Source organism: Mucilaginibacter aquariorum (assembly GCF_024498135.1).
GTDB lineage: Bacteria > Bacteroidota > Bacteroidia > Sphingobacteriales > Sphingobacteriaceae > Mucilaginibacter > Mucilaginibacter aquariorum.
The window spans coordinates 2,272,261-2,293,327 of sequence record NZ_JANHOH010000001.1 but is presented as its reverse complement, the minus strand read 5'-3'; the positions used below and the strand labels follow the sequence as shown (position 1 = coordinate 2,293,327).

General features: G+C 39.2%; 18 protein-coding genes and 1 tRNA gene. 6 read left to right on the top strand and 13 right to left on the bottom strand.

Going from position 1 to position 21,067, the window contains the following annotated elements:
- Positions 1–131 precede the first annotated feature (131 nt).
- Complete coding sequence (locus NPE20_RS09910) at positions 132–698, top strand: RNA polymerase sigma factor (protein ID WP_256538460.1); 567 nt, start codon at positions 132–134, stop codon at positions 696–698.
- A 34-nt stretch (positions 699–732) separates the two neighbouring features.
- Here the strand turns inward: NPE20_RS09910 and NPE20_RS09905 are convergent, their stop codons facing one another.
- The gene (locus tag NPE20_RS09905; protein ID WP_256538459.1) at positions 733–2,712 is read right to left on the bottom strand and encodes a KAP family NTPase; all 1,980 of its coding nucleotides are present in this window, start codon (positions 2,710–2,712) and stop codon (positions 733–735) included.
- Between the two features lie 196 nt (positions 2,713–2,908).
- On the opposite strand from NPE20_RS09905, the gene NPE20_RS09900 reads away from it, so the two are divergent.
- From NPE20_RS09900 to NPE20_RS09885, 4 genes are all read left to right on the top strand, one after another.
- On the top strand, positions 2,909–4,024 hold the full coding sequence (locus tag NPE20_RS09900) for a FecR family protein (RefSeq protein WP_256538458.1): 1,116 nt from the start codon (positions 2,909–2,911) through the stop codon (positions 4,022–4,024).
- Between the two features lie 130 nt (positions 4,025–4,154).
- Positions 4,155–7,727, top strand: coding sequence for a SusC/RagA family TonB-linked outer membrane protein (locus NPE20_RS09895; protein ID WP_354003229.1), 3,573 nt, complete (start codon positions 4,155–4,157; stop codon positions 7,725–7,727).
- A 42-nt stretch (positions 7,728–7,769) separates the two neighbouring features.
- Positions 7,770–9,158 carry a RagB/SusD family nutrient uptake outer membrane protein gene (locus NPE20_RS09890; RefSeq protein WP_256538457.1) on the top strand — a complete coding sequence of 463 codons (1,389 nt, stop codon included), beginning with the start codon at positions 7,770–7,772 and terminating at the stop codon, positions 9,156–9,158.
- A 59-nt stretch (positions 9,159–9,217) separates the two neighbouring features.
- On the top strand, positions 9,218–10,759 hold the full coding sequence (locus tag NPE20_RS09885; protein ID WP_256538456.1) for a TlpA family protein disulfide reductase: 1,542 nt from the start codon (positions 9,218–9,220) through the stop codon (positions 10,757–10,759).
- Between the two features lie 48 nt (positions 10,760–10,807).
- Here the strand turns inward: NPE20_RS09885 and NPE20_RS09880 are convergent, their stop codons facing one another.
- The 10 genes from NPE20_RS09880 to NPE20_RS09835 all read right to left on the bottom strand — a co-directional run bounded on the left by NPE20_RS09880 (position 10,808) and on the right by NPE20_RS09835 (position 18,771).
- On the bottom strand, positions 10,808–11,167 hold the full coding sequence (locus tag NPE20_RS09880; protein ID WP_256538455.1) for a hypothetical protein: 360 nt from the start codon (positions 11,165–11,167) through the stop codon (positions 10,808–10,810).
- Positions 11,164–11,637 (bottom strand): MauE/DoxX family redox-associated membrane protein, encoded by a 474-nt coding sequence (locus NPE20_RS09875; protein WP_256538454.1) that lies wholly within the window; start codon positions 11,635–11,637, stop codon positions 11,164–11,166. The genes NPE20_RS09880 and NPE20_RS09875 overlap by 4 nt, the downstream gene beginning before the upstream one ends.
- Positions 11,638–11,972: 335 nt before the next feature.
- Complete coding sequence (gene mobC, locus NPE20_RS09870) at positions 11,973–13,922, bottom strand: conjugal transfer protein MobC (RefSeq protein WP_256538453.1); 1,950 nt, start codon at positions 13,920–13,922, stop codon at positions 11,973–11,975.
- A 10-nt stretch (positions 13,923–13,932) separates the two neighbouring features.
- Positions 13,933–15,171, bottom strand: coding sequence for a relaxase/mobilization nuclease domain-containing protein (locus tag NPE20_RS09865; RefSeq protein WP_256538452.1), 1,239 nt, complete (start codon positions 15,169–15,171; stop codon positions 13,933–13,935).
- A complete protein-coding gene (locus NPE20_RS09860; RefSeq protein ID WP_256538451.1) occupies positions 15,138–15,548 on the bottom strand; it encodes a plasmid mobilization protein in 411 nt (136 codons plus the stop codon). Before NPE20_RS09860 ends, NPE20_RS09865 begins: the two co-directional genes overlap by 34 nt.
- Positions 15,549–15,716: 168 nt before the next feature.
- On the bottom strand, positions 15,717–15,974 hold the full coding sequence (locus NPE20_RS09855; protein WP_256538450.1) for a hypothetical protein: 258 nt from the start codon (positions 15,972–15,974) through the stop codon (positions 15,717–15,719).
- Positions 15,975–16,164: 190 nt separating this feature from the next.
- The gene (locus tag NPE20_RS09850; RefSeq protein WP_256538449.1) at positions 16,165–16,770 is read right to left on the bottom strand and encodes an AAA family ATPase; all 606 of its coding nucleotides are present in this window, start codon (positions 16,768–16,770) and stop codon (positions 16,165–16,167) included.
- A gap of 33 nt (positions 16,771–16,803) precedes the next feature.
- On the bottom strand, positions 16,804–17,133 hold the full coding sequence (locus NPE20_RS09845) for a helix-turn-helix domain-containing protein (RefSeq protein ID WP_256538448.1): 330 nt from the start codon (positions 17,131–17,133) through the stop codon (positions 16,804–16,806).
- 650 nt (positions 17,134–17,783) lie between these two features.
- Positions 17,784–17,857 (bottom strand) — tRNA-Ala (locus tag NPE20_RS09840).
- Between the two features lie 533 nt (positions 17,858–18,390).
- On the bottom strand, positions 18,391–18,771 hold the full coding sequence (locus NPE20_RS09835) for a winged helix-turn-helix transcriptional regulator (protein WP_256538447.1): 381 nt from the start codon (positions 18,769–18,771) through the stop codon (positions 18,391–18,393).
- 86 nt (positions 18,772–18,857) lie between these two features.
- On the opposite strand from NPE20_RS09835, the gene NPE20_RS09830 reads away from it, so the two are divergent.
- On the top strand, positions 18,858–19,799 hold the full coding sequence (locus NPE20_RS09830; RefSeq protein WP_256538446.1) for an NADP-dependent oxidoreductase: 942 nt from the start codon (positions 18,858–18,860) through the stop codon (positions 19,797–19,799).
- Positions 19,800–19,897: 98 nt separating this feature from the next.
- Here NPE20_RS09830 and NPE20_RS09825 read toward each other — a convergent pair whose 3' ends face one another.
- The gene (locus tag NPE20_RS09825) at positions 19,898–20,158 is read right to left on the bottom strand and encodes a hypothetical protein (protein WP_256538445.1); all 261 of its coding nucleotides are present in this window, start codon (positions 20,156–20,158) and stop codon (positions 19,898–19,900) included.
- Positions 20,159–20,396: 238 nt separating this feature from the next.
- Positions 20,397–21,065 carry a response regulator transcription factor gene (locus tag NPE20_RS09820; RefSeq protein ID WP_256538444.1) on the bottom strand — a complete coding sequence of 223 codons (669 nt, stop codon included), beginning with the start codon at positions 21,063–21,065 and terminating at the stop codon, positions 20,397–20,399.
- Positions 21,066–21,067 lie beyond the last annotated feature (2 nt).

Sequence of the window (21,067 nt, the reverse complement as noted above, 5' to 3'; positions counted from 1 at the left end):
CGGAGCTCGCTTATGTCATGTGGGTAACCTCGAAAGAGGTCGGCTTTACCAGAGCCACGCGACATGACAGGTGGGTTCCGGCCGTATTTTCGTCCAAACCAAATGTCCGGGGCTTACATAAATGTTAGCCGATGGACAACCTCAGAACCGCTTCAGACCATGAATTGCTCCAACTCCTCAAACAGTCGGACCATTCCGCTTATAAAGTAATTTATAAACGGTATTTCCACCTGCTTTTCGTTCACGCGTATAAAAAAGTCCGTGACGAAGATCAAGCGAAAGATGTTGTGCAGGATGTGTTTGCGAATTTATGGTTTAAGAGAGAGTTCAGCTTACCTTCAACCAACCTGGCGGGCTACCTGATCACATCAGTAAGGAACAAAATTTTTGATCTCTTCTCCCATCAAAAAGTAGCAACGAAGTATTTGGACTCCTTAAGTAACTACCTGGAAACGCATCAAGGTATTCCCACTGACCACCGTATCAGGGAGCAGGAACTTGCCGTATACATCGAGCAGCAGATCCAAAAGCTGCCGCCGAATATGAAGAAAATATTCGAAATGAGCCGTAAAAAGGAGCTCAGCCACAAGGAAATCGCTAAAAAATTGAGTACTACGGAAAACAATGTTTCAAAACAGTTAAACAGCGCTTTACGTACTTTAAAAACAAAGTTAAGTTTGTTTTTTTTATTTCTCTAACTAATTCCATTACGAATTAGTGATCTATTTTTCATTATGTAGGGTCGCTAGCCTGGTTTGTTCGCTCATTCCAAGCAATAAATCCGTTCAGTACTTTGATTGCATTTTCAACCTGCGGCAACAACTGATGATCAATTGTAAAGCGTGTCAAATTAAGATTAGTTTTAACGTCATCTTTTAAAGATAAGACCGCTGAAAGGAATGGCAACTCACTGGTCAAACGGTCCACAAACCCGCCCGAATTAAAACGACTATAGATTAACGACCTTAGATCAGCGATTTGTTTTGGTTGCCAGTTTAATAATGCCTCCTTAAATGCTTCAATATCTAACTCACCCAAAATCGGCTGGTCTGCCGTCCTGAGAACCGATTGTTCCTTTTCAAAAAACTTTATAAACTTATCGGGATCGTTTTTCGCCCAACCGTTCAAGTCTGCTATTTGTTGCTCCTCTTTTCTTACAACAGAACTCTTAACAAGTTCCTTTATGTACTCAAAGATTTCTTGAAGTCTTTTTTCATGGAGATTACTCTCCATGTAATCGAACTGCGCGTGTGCAACATAGTTGAAATTTAGTTTATCCACGGTTAGATCTAAGCCTTTTTTGATTGCTTTAATAATTTCCTCTTCTTGCAAGTTTAAAAATTCGTTAAAGTAAAATAGCGCTGCACCTGCATCAAGATATGATTTGGTATCCTCCAATTTTCCCGATTCTACAAACGTTAATAATTCCAACAGTTTATCTTTAAACTCTTCATTAGAGAAAGTGTAGTAGCCAACATTTGTGAATACACTTAAAAGCTCTTGTGCTGGATTCACTATCCCATCTTTAACGTAAAACTTTTCATCCAGTTCGTTCACAAACGCAGCTGCATCTATAACTATACTACCTGTTATCAGCTTGAAAACATGATCATAATATATATACTCCTCCCCAATCCTTTTATAGTATGCCTTTTTAAAATACTCTCGAAAATCAAATTTTTTATCTGTTTCCTCGTCCAATTCTTTAACGCCAGCCGAATTGATAAAATCGGACAGGTCGAATTCGGGGAAACCAGAAAAAGCTTCATCCAATTGCCAATTATCTGAAAAGCTTATTGTGCTACCTGTTTTTAATTCATTAGCAATCGCTAATGTAAAAAGCCATACATTTTGCAGTTGTTTTTGTACCAGTTCATCGTCCGTTTTCCGGAATGACTTAATTGCTGAAAAAGCAATACGAAAATGCTCTAATGCGAATTTTACGGTCCGAATGTTATTTAACTGTTCTTTTAAGGGCGATAGATTCTCATCTTTATCAAGATCAACGTATAACGTTTCCAAAATCCAAGATTTATGTTTAATCAAGAATTTTTTGAAATCGGCATCTGAGTAATCGTGTACCAAATTGGCAAATACTTCGTCCAATTCTGGTGTATAATGAACTGTTTTTTCAACGGTCTTTTCCAGATAAAGTACCGTGCCACTCTCTTGTCCGTCATTATTTGATTTCTCTTGAAACTTTTTAGCGTTCGCAATTATTATAACTTTTGCTCCAAGGTTTTCTACTAAATCATTGACCATTCCCAAAAAATCATTTATTGGAAGTTTATCACTCATTCGCTCAACATCGTCAAAACAGATTAACAACTTATCATGAGGTAATATTTTGAGTAAGTTCTCTCCATTATTACTTAGTAATTTTCCAACGTCTAAATATTTTTTTACAAATGGCGATGTTTCCGAGATTTTCTCCGCGATCTTAGCTGCGCCTTGAATAATTGCAGTGAATTTATCACTACCGGCTTTCTTTTGCCCCCAGGCCAGTACAACTTTCTCAGCAATCTGACCCTTATCTTTGTCTCCGTATACGGATATTAAAAGCGGCACATAAGTACCTTCACTTTCGATAGCAGGCAAAAGCACGTTTTTTATATAGTGTGTCTTACCACTTCCCCAATCACCAGTGATCATCAAGGCACCATTTGTCTTCATTGACAAATGATTATTAACTGCATCTTTTAGGTCATTCATACTGGTGGATTATTAGCTGATATATGTGTTTTTCAGAAATATATTATTGCTTTACCGCTGATAGCACGTATTAAAGTGCTTAAGATATTAATAGATTAACATACCTACACATTAAAAACAAAAAATCTTTGTTGCCTGACTTCCTATTAGCAGACTGTTACCGTCAATGTCCTATATCTCGGTAAAATGAATATTCATGGAAAAGAAAAAGCTAACCGAACTATTTAAAAAATATCACCAAGGCACTTGTACCGAAGAAGAAAAAGCCTTGTTAGAGGCATGGTACCTGCAGCACAATGAAGCAGACGAGCCTATTTTCACGGCACGTAAAATAAAACAAATCGGCAAGCGGGTATTCAGAGAACTGCCCGGAAACGAAAAAGAGTTTTTGACGATCGGCAGCATCATGCTCACAGCTGCAGCAATTTTAGGCGCGCTCATCGCCGTTACTCTTTTTTATGTCAACCTACCTGCGGATAAGAACAAAAATAACCTTACAGTAAACGACATTGCCCCAGGTTCAAACAAAGCGATCCTCAAACTTGCCGATGGAAAGTCTATCAACCTTACAGATGCTAAAAGCGGAGCGCTCATTTCTCAAAAGGGCACTTTTGCAGTGAAGGATGGTAACGGGAAGCTAGCCTATAACCCGACCAATTCGGCCTTAGCAGATCACAGCCTTAATACAGTTGAGACGCCTAACGGCGGGCAGTGGAAGGTTCAGTTGTCTGATGGCACCAATGTTTGGCTGAATGCGGCTTCCTCCATCACTTTCCCCGCATCATTTGCCCAGTTGAAAACGAGACAAGTCAGTATTAAGGGCGAAGCTTATTTTGAAGTCGCCAAGGATAAAGCCCACCCTTTTATTGTCAGATCGAACGGTCAGCAGGTCGAAGTTTTAGGAACTCACTTCAATATCAATTCGTATACCGATGAGCCGGCCAGCCGCACTACATTGGCAGAAGGCCGCATCAAAATCTCAACAGGTGGTGGCAGCGCTAAATATCTAACGCCCGGACAAGAGGCATCGCTCAACAACGGTCAGATCATCATAGTGCAAGCCGATGTTAAAGAAAACCTTTCCTGGGTAAAGGGACAGTTTTGGTTCAATGACGAAAGCGTACAAAGTGTAATGCGCAAGATAGCGCGCTGGTATGATGTTGAAATTCAATATGAAGGAACGCCTTCCTCCGACCGATTAAACGGCCGGATATCACGGGATAAAAATATAAGCCAGGTGCTCAAAGCATTAGCGGCTACCCAGACTCTCCATTTTAAGATGGAAGGAAGGAGGATTATAGTCATGAAATAAAAAGATCACAACAATTAGTTAATTAAAAAAGCCAGGCGACCGAACGCAATCGGTAACCTGACTTTTTAGCCTGGACTACTAATAATTTATGAACTATTAATAACCTGCGCCGCCCTGAGCATCTTGGAAAATGAGGGGCAGGCGCATAAACCATGCAACACAAATGTATAAGTTTTACCCCAAAAGTAAGGCACAGCCGCCCGGCTATACCTCTAAGTTTTTATTAATAATGAAACTGACGACCTTGATTCTCCTGCTGACTATCTTGCAGGTAAGCGCAGTAACCAATGCGCAGACAGTTTCCCTTTCTGAAAAAGGCGCAAGTCTTCAAACGGTGTTCGCAAAAATAAGTGATCAAACCGGGTATGATTTCTTAGCCTCCAGTAGCGTACTCAAACAGGCCCGGCCCGTTACCATTAGCACCAATAACGAAAGCCTGAAAACAGTGCTTGACAAAATTTTTGCTGAACAGCCATTAACATATGAAATTCAGGAGAGAATGGTTGTCGTTTCCCGAAAAAGTGTATTTCCATTAAAAGCGAATTTGGTTCCAGCCTCAGAAATAGAAATAAGCGGCAGAGTTACCGACTCCTTAGGGAATCCATTGTTTGGTGCTACGCTGAGTTTGGCGGGAACCACACGAACATTTTCAACAACGGAGAACGGTAATTTCAAATTTATGGCCAACATAGGCCAGACGGTAGTTATTTCATATATCGGCTATCAATCATCTTCTTTTGTTGTCACACACGACCTGCCGTTCCAAAACATCAAGCTAAAATTAGCCTTTTCAACATTGGAGCAGGTGACGATTGTATCGAATGGATATGAGAATATTCCGAAGGAAAGAATTACCGGCTCATTTTCGACGCCAGTGCATAAAGAATTTGAGGCACGCGTTACTACCGACGTTTTATCAAAACTTTCCGGAATTACGAGTGGAGTTTTATTTAATTCAAATACCTCTTTATCAAAATCCGGCCAATCGGATATCAATATACGCGGCCGCAGCACAATTTTCGCCAACGACCAGCCTCTCATAGTCGTCGATAACTTTCCGTACAGCGGAGATATTAATAACATTAATCCAAATGATGTCGAAAGCATAACAGTATTAAAGGATGCTGCAGCAGCAAGTATTTGGGGAGTTAGGGCCGGGAATGGGGTAATCGTTATTACCACTAAGAAAAGCAAACGTAATCAGCCTTTAAAAGTAGGATTTAACGCTAATCTTACCATTTTTAAAAAACCGGATTTAAATTATAATCCGAACCAGTTAGATGCCTCGTCCTATATTAATCTCGAACGCTATCTTTTTGATAAAGGCTTTTATGACGCCAATTTAAATAATACTACAATGTACCCTGTTGTGTCACCAGTTACTGAGTTATTGGCGGCAAACCGGGCCGGAATATTATCGGAATCGCAGCTTAACAATCAACTTGATGCTTTACGAACCGTAAATGTCAAGGATCAATTAGGTAAATATTTTTATCAAAATGCAGTTAATCAGCAATACGCGGTAAATCTTTCGGGAAGTTCAAATAAAGCGGCTTATTACTTTTCTTCCGGATATGACCGGAACATTGCCGGCATAAAAGAAAATGCAAATGAGCGCATTACAATTAATAGCCAGAATACTTTTTATTTAACTAAAAATCTTGAATTCAATGCCGGCATCAACTATGTTAGAGCGGATAATCAAGCCGATAACACATTAATGCAGGTTAGAAGCCGGTTATTCCCTTATTCTCAAATTGCTGATGCTCAGGGAAAGCCGTTACCAATAGCATACAACTATAGAAATGAGTTTTTAAACAACGCAGCTGCCGCCGGTCTTTTGGACTGGTCATATTATCCTTTAAATGAATTAGGAGCAACTGAGAACAAGACAAAGGTTTCGGACATCAGATTAAGCACGGGTGTAAAATACACGTTGCTGAAAGAATTAAGTGCAGAAATTAAATATCAGTATCAAAATACCAATGGCCAAAATCGCATATATCAAAATCAGCAAACTTATTCGACACGGGACTATATAAACACATTCTCCGTGCTGACAGATGGCAAAGTGACCGGTTATAATGTTCCTGTTGGCGGAATTCTGAATTTGTCAAATGCCAATACGGTTTCCCAAAATGTGAGGGGGCAAGTCAATTATGCACTCAACTGGAATGATAATAGTTTTACTGCCTTAGCAGGTTATGAACTGTCCCAAACGAATGGCGACAGCAATCAATCCCTGTTGTACGGCTATAATGATGATCTGGCAACTTTTACAAATATTGATGCAGTATCCTCGTTTGCAACCTATCCGTCCGGCAATCAAAGTATTTACAGCGGCCTCGGCATCAGGTCAACGTTAGTACGGCTTCGTTCTTCCTTTGCCAATGTGGCTTACACCTACAAAGATCGCTATACCATATCAGGAAGTGCCAGAATTGATGGAACCAACTATTTTGGCGTTGCAACTAACAAAAAAAATCTACCCTTGTGGTCTGCGGGAGTCAAATGGGATTTGGCCCGCGAACAATTTTATAAGCTTGACTGGCTCCCTGTTTTAAACCTGCGGGCCAGCTACGGATACAATGGGAATCTTATACAGTCAATTACCGGCATAACCACATTTCAATATTATAGCAATGCAGCCTATACAAATTATAACTATGCATTAATCTCCAACATAGGTAATCCCGATCTCCGCTGGGAAAAAATAGGTATAGCTAATATAGGTTTAGACTTTGGCACCAAAAACGGGACATTGACCGGAAGCGTCGAATACTACTTTAAAAAAGAAGCTGATCTTTTGGGGTTCAAAAATTTCCCTGAAAACAGTGGCATTACCCAGCTTCAGGGCAACTATTCCCACATGAAAGGGAATGGACTGGATATCTCTTTAACAAGCCGTAACCTGAGGGGGCCGTTACAATGGAATACTACACTACTATTCAGCCACGCATCTGATCGGGTAACGAAATACGACGTTGAACCTTATAGCTTTCAATTAACAGGGGCCGGAACGGGCACCCCTAATGTTAACCGCCCCGTATTTGGGGTTTATGCCTATAAATGGGGCGGTTTAGATCATGATACAGGAAACCCCATAGGATTTGTAAACGGCATACCAAGCCAGGATTATTCTGCTATCACAGTAAATACTGCAGTAAATGAACTTGTTTATAAAGGCCCTGCGAGGCCGGCGTATTATGGAGGCCTGAATAATAGCTTCAGCTATAAGAACTTCGATCTCAATGTTCAAATAAATTATAAGCTTGGGTATTATTTCATGTCGCCGGCATTGAGTTATTCCGATATTGCATTAACAGGAGCTTACCTGCGCGTCAACCGGGATTTCAATAAACGCTGGCAGGTTCCCGGTGATGAAAGGACAACAAATGTACCCTCAATAAGCTACCCATTCTCTTCATCAAGGGATCAATTCTATAAGTATGCTGAAGTGAATGTACAAAGGGCAGATCATGTTCGCCTTCAGGATATATCCCTGAGCTATAATTTTAACAAATCAACTTTCCGCAAACTTCCATTTAGCGCCTTACAGGTCTTTATATATGCGAATAACGTAGGCCTTATCTGGAAGGCAAACAATAAAGGCCTTGATCCTGATGCAATTCCTACGTCAGATAATACGACGATGCCGCTTCCAAGGTCCATTTCCGTAGGAATCAAAGGAAATTTTCAATAAAGTATAAATCAGCTGCGGAGCAGCAAACAAACCATTAATGAAATGAAAATATTTAATCGGATAATTATTATTATCCTCTACATAACCACCTCTTTATTCTCGGCTTGTAAAAAGGATTGGCTAAATGCCAAACCTGATAAAGCCTTAGTAGTTCCAAAGACCATTGCTGATTATCAGGCATTGTTGGATAATACTAAGGGGTTCGCTAATCCAATGAATATCGATCTTGCCAGCCTTAGTATGGTTGGTGACGGCGATTATTATATAACCGACGCCACTTACAACTCCTTGGGTTCCGGAGGCGAACAAAGTGCCTATTTATGGGCTCCTAACGACAATTTTTATGCAGGACAGGGCTCAAATGATTGGATATCTTCGTACGGTCGGATTTTGACGACAAATGTAGTTTTGGACGGACTCGGCACGATAAAACCCGATCAGTCTAATCAAGCTGCCTACGAACTGGCTAAAGGTTCAGCCCTGTTTTTCCGGACATATGATTTCTATAGCCTTTCACAGCAACTCTGCAAAGTATATAATGCTTCGACTGCAAAATCCGACTTAGGCCTTCCATTGCGGCTTTCATCGAATGTAAACTTATCCGTAGCCCGCTCGACGCTCCAGGAAACCTATGGTCAGATGATAAATGATTTAATACAAGCGGCAGCCTTACTGCCTGTAACGGCTACCTATCCTACAAGGCCGTCCAAGCCTGCTGCATTTGGTTTATTAGCAAGAGTGTATCTCTCTCAGGAAAATTATGCCAAAGCATTACTATATGCAGATTCCTGTCTGCAAATAAATAACGCGTTGCTTGATTACAATGAGCTGTCTGTAACGTCTCCATTCCCGCTATCGTATTTTAACAAAGAAGTAATTTTTCATACGCAGTTAGGCGGTTACCTTTCATTTAATCCTCCAAATCTGATCGTCGATCCAGGATTATATCAATCCTTTGAACCGAATGATCTGCGGCAACCCATTTTCTTTAAAACCCAAGCCGGAATTATTACCATTAAAACCAGCTACATAGGGAGTGCATTTCAACCGTTTGGGGGGATAGCCACCGACGAGATGTACCTAATACGGGCGGAATGTTACGCCAGAGAGGGTCAAGTCAACAAGGCATTGACCGATCTGAATAGTCTTTTAAAAAAACGTTATAAAACGGGAACATTTACCGGGTTAACGGCAGCCGATGAGAATGAGGCTTTAGCTATCATTTTAAAAGAAAGACGTAAAGAACTTTGCTTTCGCAATCTCCGCTGGACAGACCTTCGAAGACTTAATAGAGATTCCAGGTTCCAGGTCACCCTGACCCGGACAATAAATGGAAAAACGTACACCCTTGCGCCAAATTCACCAAGGTATGTCTTGCCGTTGGATCCTATTGAAACCACAAGAGGCGGTTTACAGCAAAATGAGAGATAAACCGAAAACTACCCAAAACTTCAGGAGATCTCGATAACAACAAACTTTAATCAATTAAAATGAAAAAAATACAATTAATATGCTCATTGCTATTCTTACTATTCCAGGCAATTCCTTCATCAGCGCAGGAAAAATTGGGCAGCCAGGACAGCACTATTACCTATATTACCGGGACAATTAACAATAAAATCAAACCGGACTCTGTGGTGTTAATGTTGCACGGGCCGTTCGTGGGCATTGATGGTGCTTCTGAAAAAGACGCCGCAAAGCTCATTTTCGCCAAGGTCAAAAAAGAGGGAACCTTTCAATTTATGTTCAAAACAGATTTGTCACCTTTTCATATAACCTTATATCAAAGCAACAACCGAAATGAATCAGGATCCCTACAGGATATAACTGTCGTTAACAATTACCTTGTGGAACCCGGGGACAGCATTGACGTCAATTTAAACTCCCAAATTCCTGCGTTTATCGGAAGAGGCACCGATCTTTTTGAAGCCCAGGCAAAAATTCGGGCTGTAGATCAAGGAGGCAAAAAGCTTATGCGAGATTCGAATGACTATTTTCGTAAAAACCCCAGACGGTGGTTATACGAAAAAGATTCACTGTTATCAGCACAACTGAATTTGTTAGCTTCCTTCAAACTACAATTATCAGATTTGGCATATGCCATAATCCGTGCCGATATTATCGGAGTAAATAGGGCATGGTTATACAGACGTTTAAGTTTTGCCGGGCCATTTTTCGTAGCCGGGACTCCAATGGACAATAGCCTTGACGATTTATACCAGGAAATCAAAAAAAGGCCGGCCTACGTCGATCCGGAAGACCGATCAGCAATAACCCCTGAATATATTCACTATTTATATGAAAAGACACGAATTGAAGTTAGATACGAACGGATCAAAAATAACGAAAACCCATTTTTAAACGCGGATTATTTTAATTCAATAAACTTGCAATATGATGGCGTATTACGTGATAAGCTTTTAGCTTACTGGTTATATTCAATTTCCATCAATAATCAAATGGCACAGGAATATATAACCAAAGCGCTTTCTGTTATGCAGTCTCCAGTTTATATTCAATATGTGAAGAATCTTGAATCCACGTTTTATGGCAATGAGCCAATTCTTGACTATAATTTTCAGGACGTCAACGGTAAAACCGTAAATATTTCCGACTATCGCGGTAAGGCGATCCTGATCGACCTTTGGTTTACGGGCTGTGCACCGTGTTTAGCTGTGGCAAAAGGATTGCGCCTGGTTGAAAAAGAATTTGAGAACCGATCAGACGTAGTGTTTTTAAGCATTTGCACAGACAAGGATAAAAACATGTGGCTAAAGAGCATTGACAAAACGAAAATGGCAGAGTCGTATTCCTATTATATAGCCGCAGCAACAAAATATTTATATACCAGCGGAACGGGGCAGAAAAACCCTTTCATCAAAAAATACGTGCCGAATGAAGGTTATCCATTCCTTCTAATTATCGATAAAAAAGGTAAAATATATTCTTCCACGCCTGCACGCCCTATAACAGAAGATGGACGCAAGATTTTAGTTAATGAAATCACTATGGCAAGCAAACGCGGTAAATAACTAAAACTAATAAACGGCAGACTATTGATCTGCCGTTTATATTTAAAATCAGTTACCGTTATAACGCTTATTTAACGGTCCTCTTGAAGAAAGAGACGGCGAACCGGCGTCGGTCGGAGTTTGGTTATTATGTGGCGTATTCGACGTTGTCCATTGAGCGGTACATTCCTTTAAATTCAAGTTACTACAGCCTGCTGGCGTTGTAGCATCTCTGAATATAAAGTTCGCCGGGTCAACGCTGGTTGGATCGCCACTTATGTTATAATAAGAAGCGGTGACGCTGATCAGCTTTCCGTTCGCATCTTTGTTTAATTTGATGCCATTATTGCTTGTGCTTGTAAATGCGCTAAAACCGATAGCCATTGAAGCTACAACAAGGCCCATTGCGATTCTTTTGTAATTTTTCATTTTTTAATTTTTAATAAACGTTTTTGATTTACTAGCAAGAGCGCAAACATTGCTACGGCGATGAAGCCGACATTGAACCATAAATGTTGCGCCCAGCTTAATTTTTCAATTGCGCCACCACAATGACATGGTAATTTTTTTTCCCAGATCATCGCAATGCCGATGTATATAGTAAACGTTGTCATAACTCCAATAAAGGTGTAAAGCCCAATTCTCAGCGTTCGAGGAATTAAAAGTAAAAACGCCACAACGACTTCAATAGCTGGTACAGCAAAAGAAATCAATAAAGCGGCACCACCAATCAAACTAACACTTTCAAGCCCCCTGAGGAAACGCGTGTGATCCACAATTTTCGCGTAGGCTGTATACAAAAACAACCCCATGCACAACCAACTAATGGCCGTGGCAAGTAAATCCGTTGTCGAGTTCGAGAGATGAAATTTATTTGACTTTTTTATTATACGTTCCATGATGTTACAGGTTATTAATCACATTGGAGTATGATAACTTTGGATACTGGCGGGTACGTAACCTGCCGTTTATAAAGGGTCACTCTGTGTCACTTATGGTTCCTTTCTTTTTGTATTACCAGTTAGGTAAGCGGTTATGATTGATGTTAGAATCAAAGTAACAGCTTAAATGAACGGTAAAACAGTTACAAAAGGGTAGTTGAATTTTAGTTAAAAACTTGCTTAAAAAGCACATCATACCCATGTAATCTGAAATATTGAATGTGATTAACAGAAAAGTAAGCACTGAAACAGCAATAAATGTTACTACCATTTATCCCCCCCAGAGTTGTCAATTACTTTACATCAGTCTCATGTCGGCTTAATTCCTGAACGATAATATTCTGAATATCATTTTTGATGCTTAGGTAATTGGCCATCAACATGTCGCTATCCGTTTTCCTTATTTCCGGAATTGGCTTATAAGCATCTTCTTCAATTTTCAATGCTTGGTGATCATTGATGATCGAGTTGTGAAATACTTTAAGGTCAATCTTATTGGTTGGATCATCAGCAACCAAACCGACAAATTCACCTGAAGATAGAGTACCAATTTTAGATGCCGGAACAGCAAAATCGAGTTGGGTTGATTTGCTTATCGACGTATCCTGGCTGTTAATGGTAATACTTTGACGTTCCTGCATAATTTTGCCAAAACGCTCGCTGAGCTGTTTGGCCGTATCGCCCGGTACCTGACCTGAAACAATATTTCCGACAATGTTCATGATTACTTCGGCCTGCTCACGACCGTAGTCCTTTTTTAACTGGCTATAGTCCTGAACTGCCAATGTGGTGGCTACCTTGTTCGATCTGGCGGTGGCGATTACGCTATCCATGTTATTAAAGTAGATGGTTGGAAATTCGTCAATTACCAGATTGCATTTCAATTTATTCTTCTGATTGACCACTTTTATTGTCCTGGACATGTATAAGCTTAAAACGGCTCCGTAAACTTGCTGCTTTAACGGATTGTTGCCCAAACAGATTATTTTCGGTGCATCAGGATTATTAAGATCCAGAGTGAAGTCATTACCGGATAGAACATAATATAATGCCGGTGATACCAGCCGCGCCATACTTATTTTTGCACTGGCTACCTGACCTTCCAACTGATCATAGGCTTCGTTTTGCCATGCTGAGATAAACGGGTTGATCAAAACTTCGATTTCCGGTTCCATTTTCAACAGGGCAAACAGGTATTTATAATCTACCTGGGCAAGTTCTATCGCATGAGGCAATGTGCAATATTTACCATTCTGATATTTGCGTAAAAACCAGATGAGGGCGGTTACAAAATTGATTGGTGATTCAACAAAAAAATCTCCCTGCTTTTTTATCCATTCCCGGTTTAAACCCAACATGAAGGTACGCGAAGATTCCATCGCGTCGGTAATATCCGTCATGCTGCCTGGTTCTAAAGGATTACAACGATGTTTTATATTATCAAAATCAATGAACCAAATGGTCGGCTTTACTTTGTAATTAATTGCATATTTTAAAAGTGCATTATAGGCGATGATCGACAGGTCATCAAATTTAAAGTCATATATCAACATGCTAAATCCTTTCTTAATATGCTGTGTAATGATGTGACGGATAACGAAGTAAGACTTACCAGCACCTGGGCTACCCATAACCAGGGTGCCCCTGAAAGGATTGATAATATTTATCCAGCTGCTTCTCGTTTTGCCTTTCAAATTATATTGCGCCGGCAGGTTAATGGAGTACTCATTTTCAAGCTTTCTTTCCTCCTGTGGAAAGGTCTCGTTTTCCTTATTGAAAATATCATCGCTTAAGCGGATATTAATAATTCTGAAAAGAAAGCTAACGCCGGTTATAAAAAGTAAAAACCCCAGGCTGGTCACAATGATATATAAAGCGCCAGTGGTCAGTATTGATAGGCCGCAATTAAATATTATGCCACTTAAGAAATAGAGCAACAATCCTGAAATGGAATAAAGCAAGGCATTTGAGAAAAGAATTTTCTGATCCTTTTTACCTTTGCTGCCAATAAGTGATGCAATCAAAAAAGTCATTGCAACGCCCTTTGCCATCAAGGTGCTTTTGAAAATCGGTAGCTTATAAATATTTGACAATACATCATTTAAAATCGGGTATGTCAAATGCATTTCTTTGAATGCACCGTAACAACTAAAATAGAAGTGAAGGATGAGTACGATAATTCCCAGGTATCTGGTAAAATCCATTATTTTCCTCAGTGCTTGCTCGTTTTCTCCGGTTTGCATGATAAAAATTTTAAAGATTTAACTTTCTTTTTTTCTTCTTTTTCTTTCGCTCAAATAAATTTTCATTGCCATTTTGATAGGTCGGCATAAGTAGGTCATCCAGCAACGAATTGGAGTTGGTATATCGCGAAAAGTCTTTGTGCACGGTCAATGTATTTTCCGGCTCAATGATTTTCCCGTGCCTGGCTGTAGCGAATTCGGCATTTGTTTGAAGTGCACTCATTATTGCCGCAGCACTAAAGCTCTTTCCTAAATCACTGCCGTTAAAGACAGACTTGTTTCGAAAATCTATATAGGTTACGCCATATACTCTGCCATCAGCGTTATGACGAAGGACTCCAACAACTTCCTGCTGTTTTAATTCAATTAAAAATTGATTTTTGTTTAATGATTTTGCTAGTGCCTGACTGATCGTGTTTTTTAGTGACTCCTTAAAAGGCTTACGTAAATATTCACCAAGCTTATATCGGTCATTCAGCAAGTACTGGGTGGGTTTCCCATAGACAGCACTAGCCTTAATTGGAACCCCAAGTTTTTTACCGGAAACATCCAGGGCCCAATATCGTAGGCCGCCTTTTTTGAACATCACCGATTCTCGGTTTCCAGGATCAGCCTCAATATTGTATAAACGCAAAATGGCATTGAACTCGGGCAGGCTCGAAAATTTGTATTGTTGAACCACAGCATTTACAATATTTGTGATAGCTCTTTTAACATCAAATTCACCATAAACTAATGGCGAGATATGGTCGCGCTCTATCTGTTTGTTGACGATAGATTTGGATTCTGCTTCTATCAGGCCAAACTCTTTTTCGACTTGTTTTCTTGCCGGCTCAGATTTGAGGCGCCCAATATTATGTAAACTGATTCGGCCACCCTCGGCGTCAATATTTGTTGTTACGATATGAACGTGCGGATGGCCTGCATCTGTATGCTGATAAACGAGATACGGCTGATTTCCAAATCCAATCTTATCCATGTAGCTATCGGAAATATCAACCAGGGTTTGAGCATTCATATCTTCCGATAAATCGAAGTTTAAGGAAAGATGGACTGAATTGGTTTTGGTGCGCTGATTACGATTCGCGAGATCGGTTAGCCGGAAAAGCTTATCGTTAAATGAAAGTAATTCCACATCCTTACTATACAATTGTGCCGCTAAAAGAATTGCTTTACCAGCTTTTACTTTATTCTCGTTGTAATTAATTGCACCGATCAGGCTTTTTCCACTTTTAATTTTTGCGACCATAGATCAGAATATTTGTTCATGCGATCTTTTATTTCGTTTATAGATGGCTCCAGCTTTCCATTTATTACGGTAAGTAAATTCATCCATAAACGAGTATCCGGAAAGCCATGAGCGCTGTTAATATTTTTGACGGCCTGGTTTAAATTGTTGCCAATAAAATTTAGTTCCCTTCGCAGCAGGATAAGTTCTTCAAGCACCTCATCCATCGATCTATCACGGTGAATTACTGTTACCGGCTTTCCAAGAATCATCGCCCGTCCAAACTCACTTAAGTTCTGAAAAGTGGTTTTTTTAAATATCTTATTTAAAGATTCCTCCTCACTTGGTTTTAAACGGACCTTGATCCATCTTGACCGGTTTTCATTAATTGCCTCCATCTAATTATTGTTTAATCAAGCCGACTTTGGAGCGTTTGACTATGGCCCCGAACCGACTTTGGAGGGTAGGGCAAGATTCGTTTGTGGTACAAACGTACATCTTGCTAACAGCAAAAAGACAGCAGTTTAATCCCTCTTCAATTGCCATGACTTCCGTTGTGATTTAATTTATTCATTTCCATTTTCCTTCAAAAATTTCTGTAATGCCTGTATGGTGATATCCTTTTGCGAAATATCATTTTGAGCTCCGTAGGCTTTGATTTTTCTTTTAAGGCCCTTCGGTATCCAGTTGTTAAATCTCGCCTCTTCCTCCTCTGCAGGCACTGCTAACGCCTTTACAGGTTGCACCTGCTGTATCGGCGTTTGCGGCGTTTCGTTTTTAATCTTACTGGCCAGGTTGCCCAGCTTCTTTTTATAATCATCCATAGCGCTAAAGCTTTAGGAACATTTGAATAATGCTACAAATGCTGCAATGAATATTTGAATATTTCTCTCAATGAATATTTGAACAGGTCTACATTTGGAGCTTGCTACAAATGGACATTTAAACAAACCTACATTTGTTCAATTGCAGGTTTATTCAAATGAACATTTGTACAAATGTTCATTGCTACATTTATGCACTGATCAGGCCTACGATCTCCTCTGCAAGAAAAGTCACTTCCTCTATCGCTTTCTGATCTGTGCTTTTTAGGATGCCCGAGGTCATAGATGATCTGGCCAAGCTTACCCGGTCAAATACGCGCGTCTTCAACAAAGGAGTACCCAACGTTTGAATTAGCTCAACAACCTCAGATGTAATACCGGATCTTGGCTTTAACATATTAAGCACAATGCCGGCCTTTAAATTCTGATTTTGGGCCTGAGCGAATTTGATTAGCGCCAGTGTTGATTTAATCGCCATGACATCAAAGAAGCCAGCCTTTGTTGGTACCAGGACATAATCTGAATAGCCGAACAATTCATTTAAGCGATTAGATAAATAGGGAGGGGTATCTACGATGATCAGGTCGTAATCCAAGTTGGGAAGCTCACCGATCTTTTCAGGTGCGAGGATATCAAGGTCCGGGAAATCTTCTTTTAAATGGTAAATACTTCCCTGTAAATCGGAGTCGATAAGGGCGACCCTCAATTGGTCTTTAAAGCAGAGCGCCAGATTCAACGCCAGTGTGCTTTTTCCGACGCCGCCTTTTTGGTGCGCCAATGTGATTATCTTTGCCATGATATGTTTTTAATTTAAGCTGTAGTAAAAGGATTATTTAGCTAGTTTTTGGTAGGTGGTGTGCTTTTCTAAGATTTGTTCAACAGCCACCATATCATAAAAAACTACTCCGCCGATCTTGGTAAATGGCAATGTGCCGTTTGTCCTTAAATTGTGGAGTGTCCCTGTAGAGATATGCAATAGCTCTTTGACCTCGAAGGATTTCAGCCATCTCTTGACAGGCTGGCTCGTATGGGTGGATATCAGATTCCTGATCTCTGCGATAAGATCCTTTTTGAAATTGATCAGATCTTCGACAGTTGTCAATTGGTTAGCAAATACCGGCGATTGACGATTATTCCGTTTAGCTTCATTTGTTTCCATAATCAATTATTTTTTTGACAAAGGTTGCCGTTATAAGGATTCAAATAGTCCGATATTATCCGACTCGGATAGCATTTTTTTTCAAAAAGGAATAATAGCATTCAGAATTGGACCCATTTATAGTATTTTTAAATACATGATAGAAATAACAATAATCGATGAAAATGGAACACCATTGCAGTACACTTACAATGTTGTGCCGGAGTTATATAATGGTTTACCCGTTGACCAGTTCGAAGTCAGGGCTAAAGGAGACAGGTAGGTTCCTTACATGATTCAGGCAAAAGAATCGGAAAACGAAGTGCGAATTTTATTCCAGCACAATAACGGAAACCCGGCCGTTTCCAAAAAAAACATATTCGGCGGTATGTTGCCGGCAATATTTGAGCATTACAAAAGGGAAATTGTTTCGAGTTCAATTGCGCAGCCCCTTTACGAAAACGAACAAAGAGTGCCGGAAACAGCCGGAAAAATGTATAATAAATTACTTTCAGCAGGATTGGTTTGGTACGACCGGAACCGCGATGTATATTATTACCGGGGTCAGTAATGTTCAAATGGTGCATGAAAAAGTGCAAGAGGGTATTACCTTAGTATTGCCTCCAATAAAAAAGCCGCTTACTTGTTTTGTAAGCGGCTGATTATCAATGTGGAGAATATCGGAGTCGAACCGATGACCTCTTGCATGCCATGCAAGCGCTCTAGCCAGCTGAGCTAATCCCCCGTGCTGGGATGGCAAAAGTAGCAAATTTTGTGAAACGACAAATGTTTGTTGTAAATTTTATATTATATAAGTTAAAAATCTTTTAAAAAAGTAAAGCCCCTGATGGGCAGGGGCCTTTACTAACCAATTATAAACCTAAATTATGAGAAGACTTGTTTGTTATTTTTAATAGTGTAAAAGTAACACTAAGTTTTAATATGCAAAGAATTTATTTTGTAATTTATTTGTAACATTTTAATAGATACTCCAATAAATTATTGCATTTGCAATGATACAACATTACAGTTAACAAATGTTTAATTGTTTGTTAATTTATTATGCAAATGTGTATATGACAGCTAATTTTTTTATAAACTTATTAATACACAGTTTTATAACATTTTAATGTTTGATTGTATTAACGTGTTATAGTTGAATTAAATATATTTTTTGTTTTTTAAAATGGCTATTTAACATTATTTAACATAGAAAGATATAGTACGTTTTTTAAGCTTTATAAGCTAAACTTAAATTGAAAACCAATCTTTGTATCCTTATTTCAACTTAATTTTAACCACTTCAGCACGTTCAGCTGCAAGGTTTCTACCCCAGTCGGCAACTGCATGCAACAAGGGTACTAATGTTTCCCCAAATTTTGTTAGCGAGTACTCCACCTTTAATGGGGGCTTTGTTGTAAATACCGCCCTATTTATAAGGGCATCGTCTTCCAGTTGTTTTAACTGTAGGCTAAGTGTTCGTTCCGTAACCATTGGCATCAGCTTTCTAAGTTCGTTATAACGCTTTTTACCATTTCTTAAATAATACAAGATTACCATTTTCCATTTGCCGCCAACAAAATCCATTGTAATGCTGGTAGTACAGGGATAAAGCTTATCGTCTATTTTATATAGTTCGGTTTCTGTATCAATTGTCATAAACATATGCTATCCTTTTGGATAGTTATTGCAAAGTTATCATACTATAAATAGTTTTGCAACTATAAAAATTATAGTATAAAATTATGAAAGCATATGAATTGAAGGAAGCGGGGTCTGTAGATCAGCTTCAGATGATTGAAATAGATAAACCTATTGCACTAGCTAATGAGGTTATCATAAAATCAAAAGCGATATCCATTAATCCTGTTGATATTAAAACCCGTATCGGCAAAAGCCTGTACAACGAGTTTAAAAAGAACTATTCGCCAATAATAATTGGATGGGATGTATCAGGTGTTGTAGAATCGGTAGGCGAAGATGTAAGTCAGTTTAAACCTGGTGATGAAGTATTTGGAATGATAAATTTCCCGGGGCATGGTAAAGCATACGCAGAATATGTAAGCGCACCAGTCAGCCAAATAGCAAAGAAGCCGGCGAGCATTACGCACGAGGAGGCAGCAGCTGCAACACTGGCTGCTTTAACCGCCTATCAAATTTTGCGCAATTATGTAAAAACCGGCGATGATATATTGATACAGGCCGGTGCAGGTGGTGTGGGCCACTTTGCTGTTCAAATAGCAAAAATTATGGGTGCTCATGTAACTGCAACTGCATCGGCAAAAAATATAGACTTTGTTAAAGCGCTTGGCGCCGATAATGTTATTGATTACACCAAGCAACCATTTGAGGATGCAGTAAACAACTTGGATTTTGTTTTAGATGCCTTAGGGGGCGATACCCTGAAGCGTTCTATACAAACTGTAAAGGCGGGCGGTAAAATTGTATCGCTTCCATCCGGCGCTATTATAGATGAAATAAATGAGCTGGCAAAGAACAGGCAGGTGGAGGCTATTTTTCAAATGGTAGTAAGTAGTGGCGAAGATATGCAGCAGATTGCCGATTGGATGGAAACAGGAAAACTGAAGGCCGAAGTTTCGCAGATTTTTACCTTTGACCAGTTGAAAGACGCCCATACCGCAGTTGAAACCGGCAGAACCCGCGGGAAAATTGTAATAAAGTTTTAAGTATTTTAAAAAGCAAACGGCGTTTACATAGTAAACGCCGTTTGCTTTTGTAATAAGGTTGTAGGTTTGAGTATTCTAAATGTATTTGTTAATATGTGTTAAGCAATAACTAATTGAATGCATTGACGTACAGTTAAGTTTTTTGATACATCGCCTTTCACCACGCGTTTTCCTGTATTAAATTCTTCTGCAACTATGCGCAATTTTTCTTCAAGTTTTCTGCACAGTTCTTCATCCTTATCATAACCTATTGAATTTAAAGGGGTATTTGTCAATAAGTTATAGGAATGGTCAACCGGTAAACCGCAAACATTTAAAATGTCGTATTTTATCTGGTTGCTAATAAATACTATATCCATTCTTAAAATCTGTTCGGATCGTGTTAATTAATATGTAAATATAGTTATTCTTTTACAACAAAAAATCATTCCGTTTTGCTATAGAAGTGTCTTTTTGCTTAAAGATAAAACAAAAACCTTATAATTTAATTTTTTGGTTGGGTAATTAAACTATGGTTAATTTATTAATTAAAAATATCTGTTAACAAGGGGGTGAGTATAACTACGCGATTTTAAAATCACGTAGTTATACGTGGTTTTATAAGGTGGCTTCTAAAAGCTGATGTTTTATAGCAAAAAGTACTAATCCTGCTATGTTTCGGCATTTAACCTTATTTATCAAACTGTTGCGGTGGCCCTCAACAGTACGTACGCTTAAAAAGAGCTCGGCAGCAATTTCGGCGTTATTTAATTCTTTGCATACTAACTTTAGTACTTGTTGTTCGCGTTTGGTTAGTGATATTGGTAAACCATTTAAAGTGTCCTGCATTGCCAGGCGGTGGTTTGAACTATTCCGTAAGGCCTGTACAACATCTGCATTAAAATAGAAACCGCTTTTGTATACGTGGTTAATAGTTAAAAGTAATTCATCTTTATCACAGTTTTTTACCAGGTATGATGCTGCTCCGGCGTTAATCATTTGCGTTATCAGCATTTCATTTGCATGTACTGTTAGTATGATCACCTTTATATGGGGGTAGTGTATATGCAAATACTTATTCAGCTCTATGCCATTCATGCCCGGCATATCCATATCTATGATAGCAATATCTACATCAAGATTAAAAACTTTAAGTGTATCAATAAAAGCCTGCGCACTTACGCATTCTGCAACGAGCTTAAAATTCTCGGTGAAATTAACAAGCAATGCCAGGCTTTGTCTAAAAAGGTTTTGATCATCAACTATAGCAATATTAATTTCTTTCATTT

Bases quoted from the DNA above. Each gene is read 5' to 3' on its own strand.
- NPE20_RS09910 (WP_256538460.1), top strand. From the start codon at position 132: ATGGACAACCTCAGAACCGCTTCAGACCATGAATTGCTCCAACTCCTC.
- NPE20_RS09905 (WP_256538459.1), bottom strand. From the start codon at position 2,712: ATGAATGACCTAAAAGATGCAGTTAATAATCATTTGTCAATGAAGACA.
- NPE20_RS09900 (WP_256538458.1), top strand. From the start codon at position 2,909: ATGGAAAAGAAAAAGCTAACCGAACTATTTAAAAAATATCACCAAGGC.
- NPE20_RS09895 (WP_354003229.1), top strand. From the start codon at position 4,155: ATGAGGGGCAGGCGCATAAACCATGCAACACAAATGTATAAGTTTTAC.
- NPE20_RS09890 (WP_256538457.1), top strand. From the start codon at position 7,770: ATGAAAATATTTAATCGGATAATTATTATTATCCTCTACATAACCACC.
- NPE20_RS09885 (WP_256538456.1), top strand. From the start codon at position 9,218: ATGAAAAAAATACAATTAATATGCTCATTGCTATTCTTACTATTCCAG.
- NPE20_RS09880 (WP_256538455.1), bottom strand. From the start codon at position 11,167: ATGAAAAATTACAAAAGAATCGCAATGGGCCTTGTTGTAGCTTCAATG.
- NPE20_RS09875 (WP_256538454.1), bottom strand. From the start codon at position 11,637: ATGGAACGTATAATAAAAAAGTCAAATAAATTTCATCTCTCGAACTCG.
- mobC (WP_256538453.1), bottom strand. From the start codon at position 13,922: ATGCAAACCGGAGAAAACGAGCAAGCACTGAGGAAAATAATGGATTTT.
- NPE20_RS09865 (WP_256538452.1), bottom strand. From the start codon at position 15,171: ATGGTCGCAAAAATTAAAAGTGGAAAAAGCCTGATCGGTGCAATTAAT.
- NPE20_RS09860 (WP_256538451.1), bottom strand. From the start codon at position 15,548: ATGGAGGCAATTAATGAAAACCGGTCAAGATGGATCAAGGTCCGTTTA.
- NPE20_RS09855 (WP_256538450.1), bottom strand. From the start codon at position 15,974: ATGGATGATTATAAAAAGAAGCTGGGCAACCTGGCCAGTAAGATTAAA.
- NPE20_RS09850 (WP_256538449.1), bottom strand. From the start codon at position 16,770: ATGGCAAAGATAATCACATTGGCGCACCAAAAAGGCGGCGTCGGAAAA.
- NPE20_RS09845 (WP_256538448.1), bottom strand. From the start codon at position 17,133: ATGGAAACAAATGAAGCTAAACGGAATAATCGTCAATCGCCGGTATTT.
- NPE20_RS09835 (WP_256538447.1), bottom strand. From the start codon at position 18,771: ATGACAATTGATACAGAAACCGAACTATATAAAATAGACGATAAGCTT.
- NPE20_RS09830 (WP_256538446.1), top strand. From the start codon at position 18,858: ATGAAAGCATATGAATTGAAGGAAGCGGGGTCTGTAGATCAGCTTCAG.
- NPE20_RS09825 (WP_256538445.1), bottom strand. From the start codon at position 20,158: ATGGATATAGTATTTATTAGCAACCAGATAAAATACGACATTTTAAAT.
- NPE20_RS09820 (WP_256538444.1), bottom strand. From the start codon at position 21,065: ATGAAAGAAATTAATATTGCTATAGTTGATGATCAAAACCTTTTTAGA.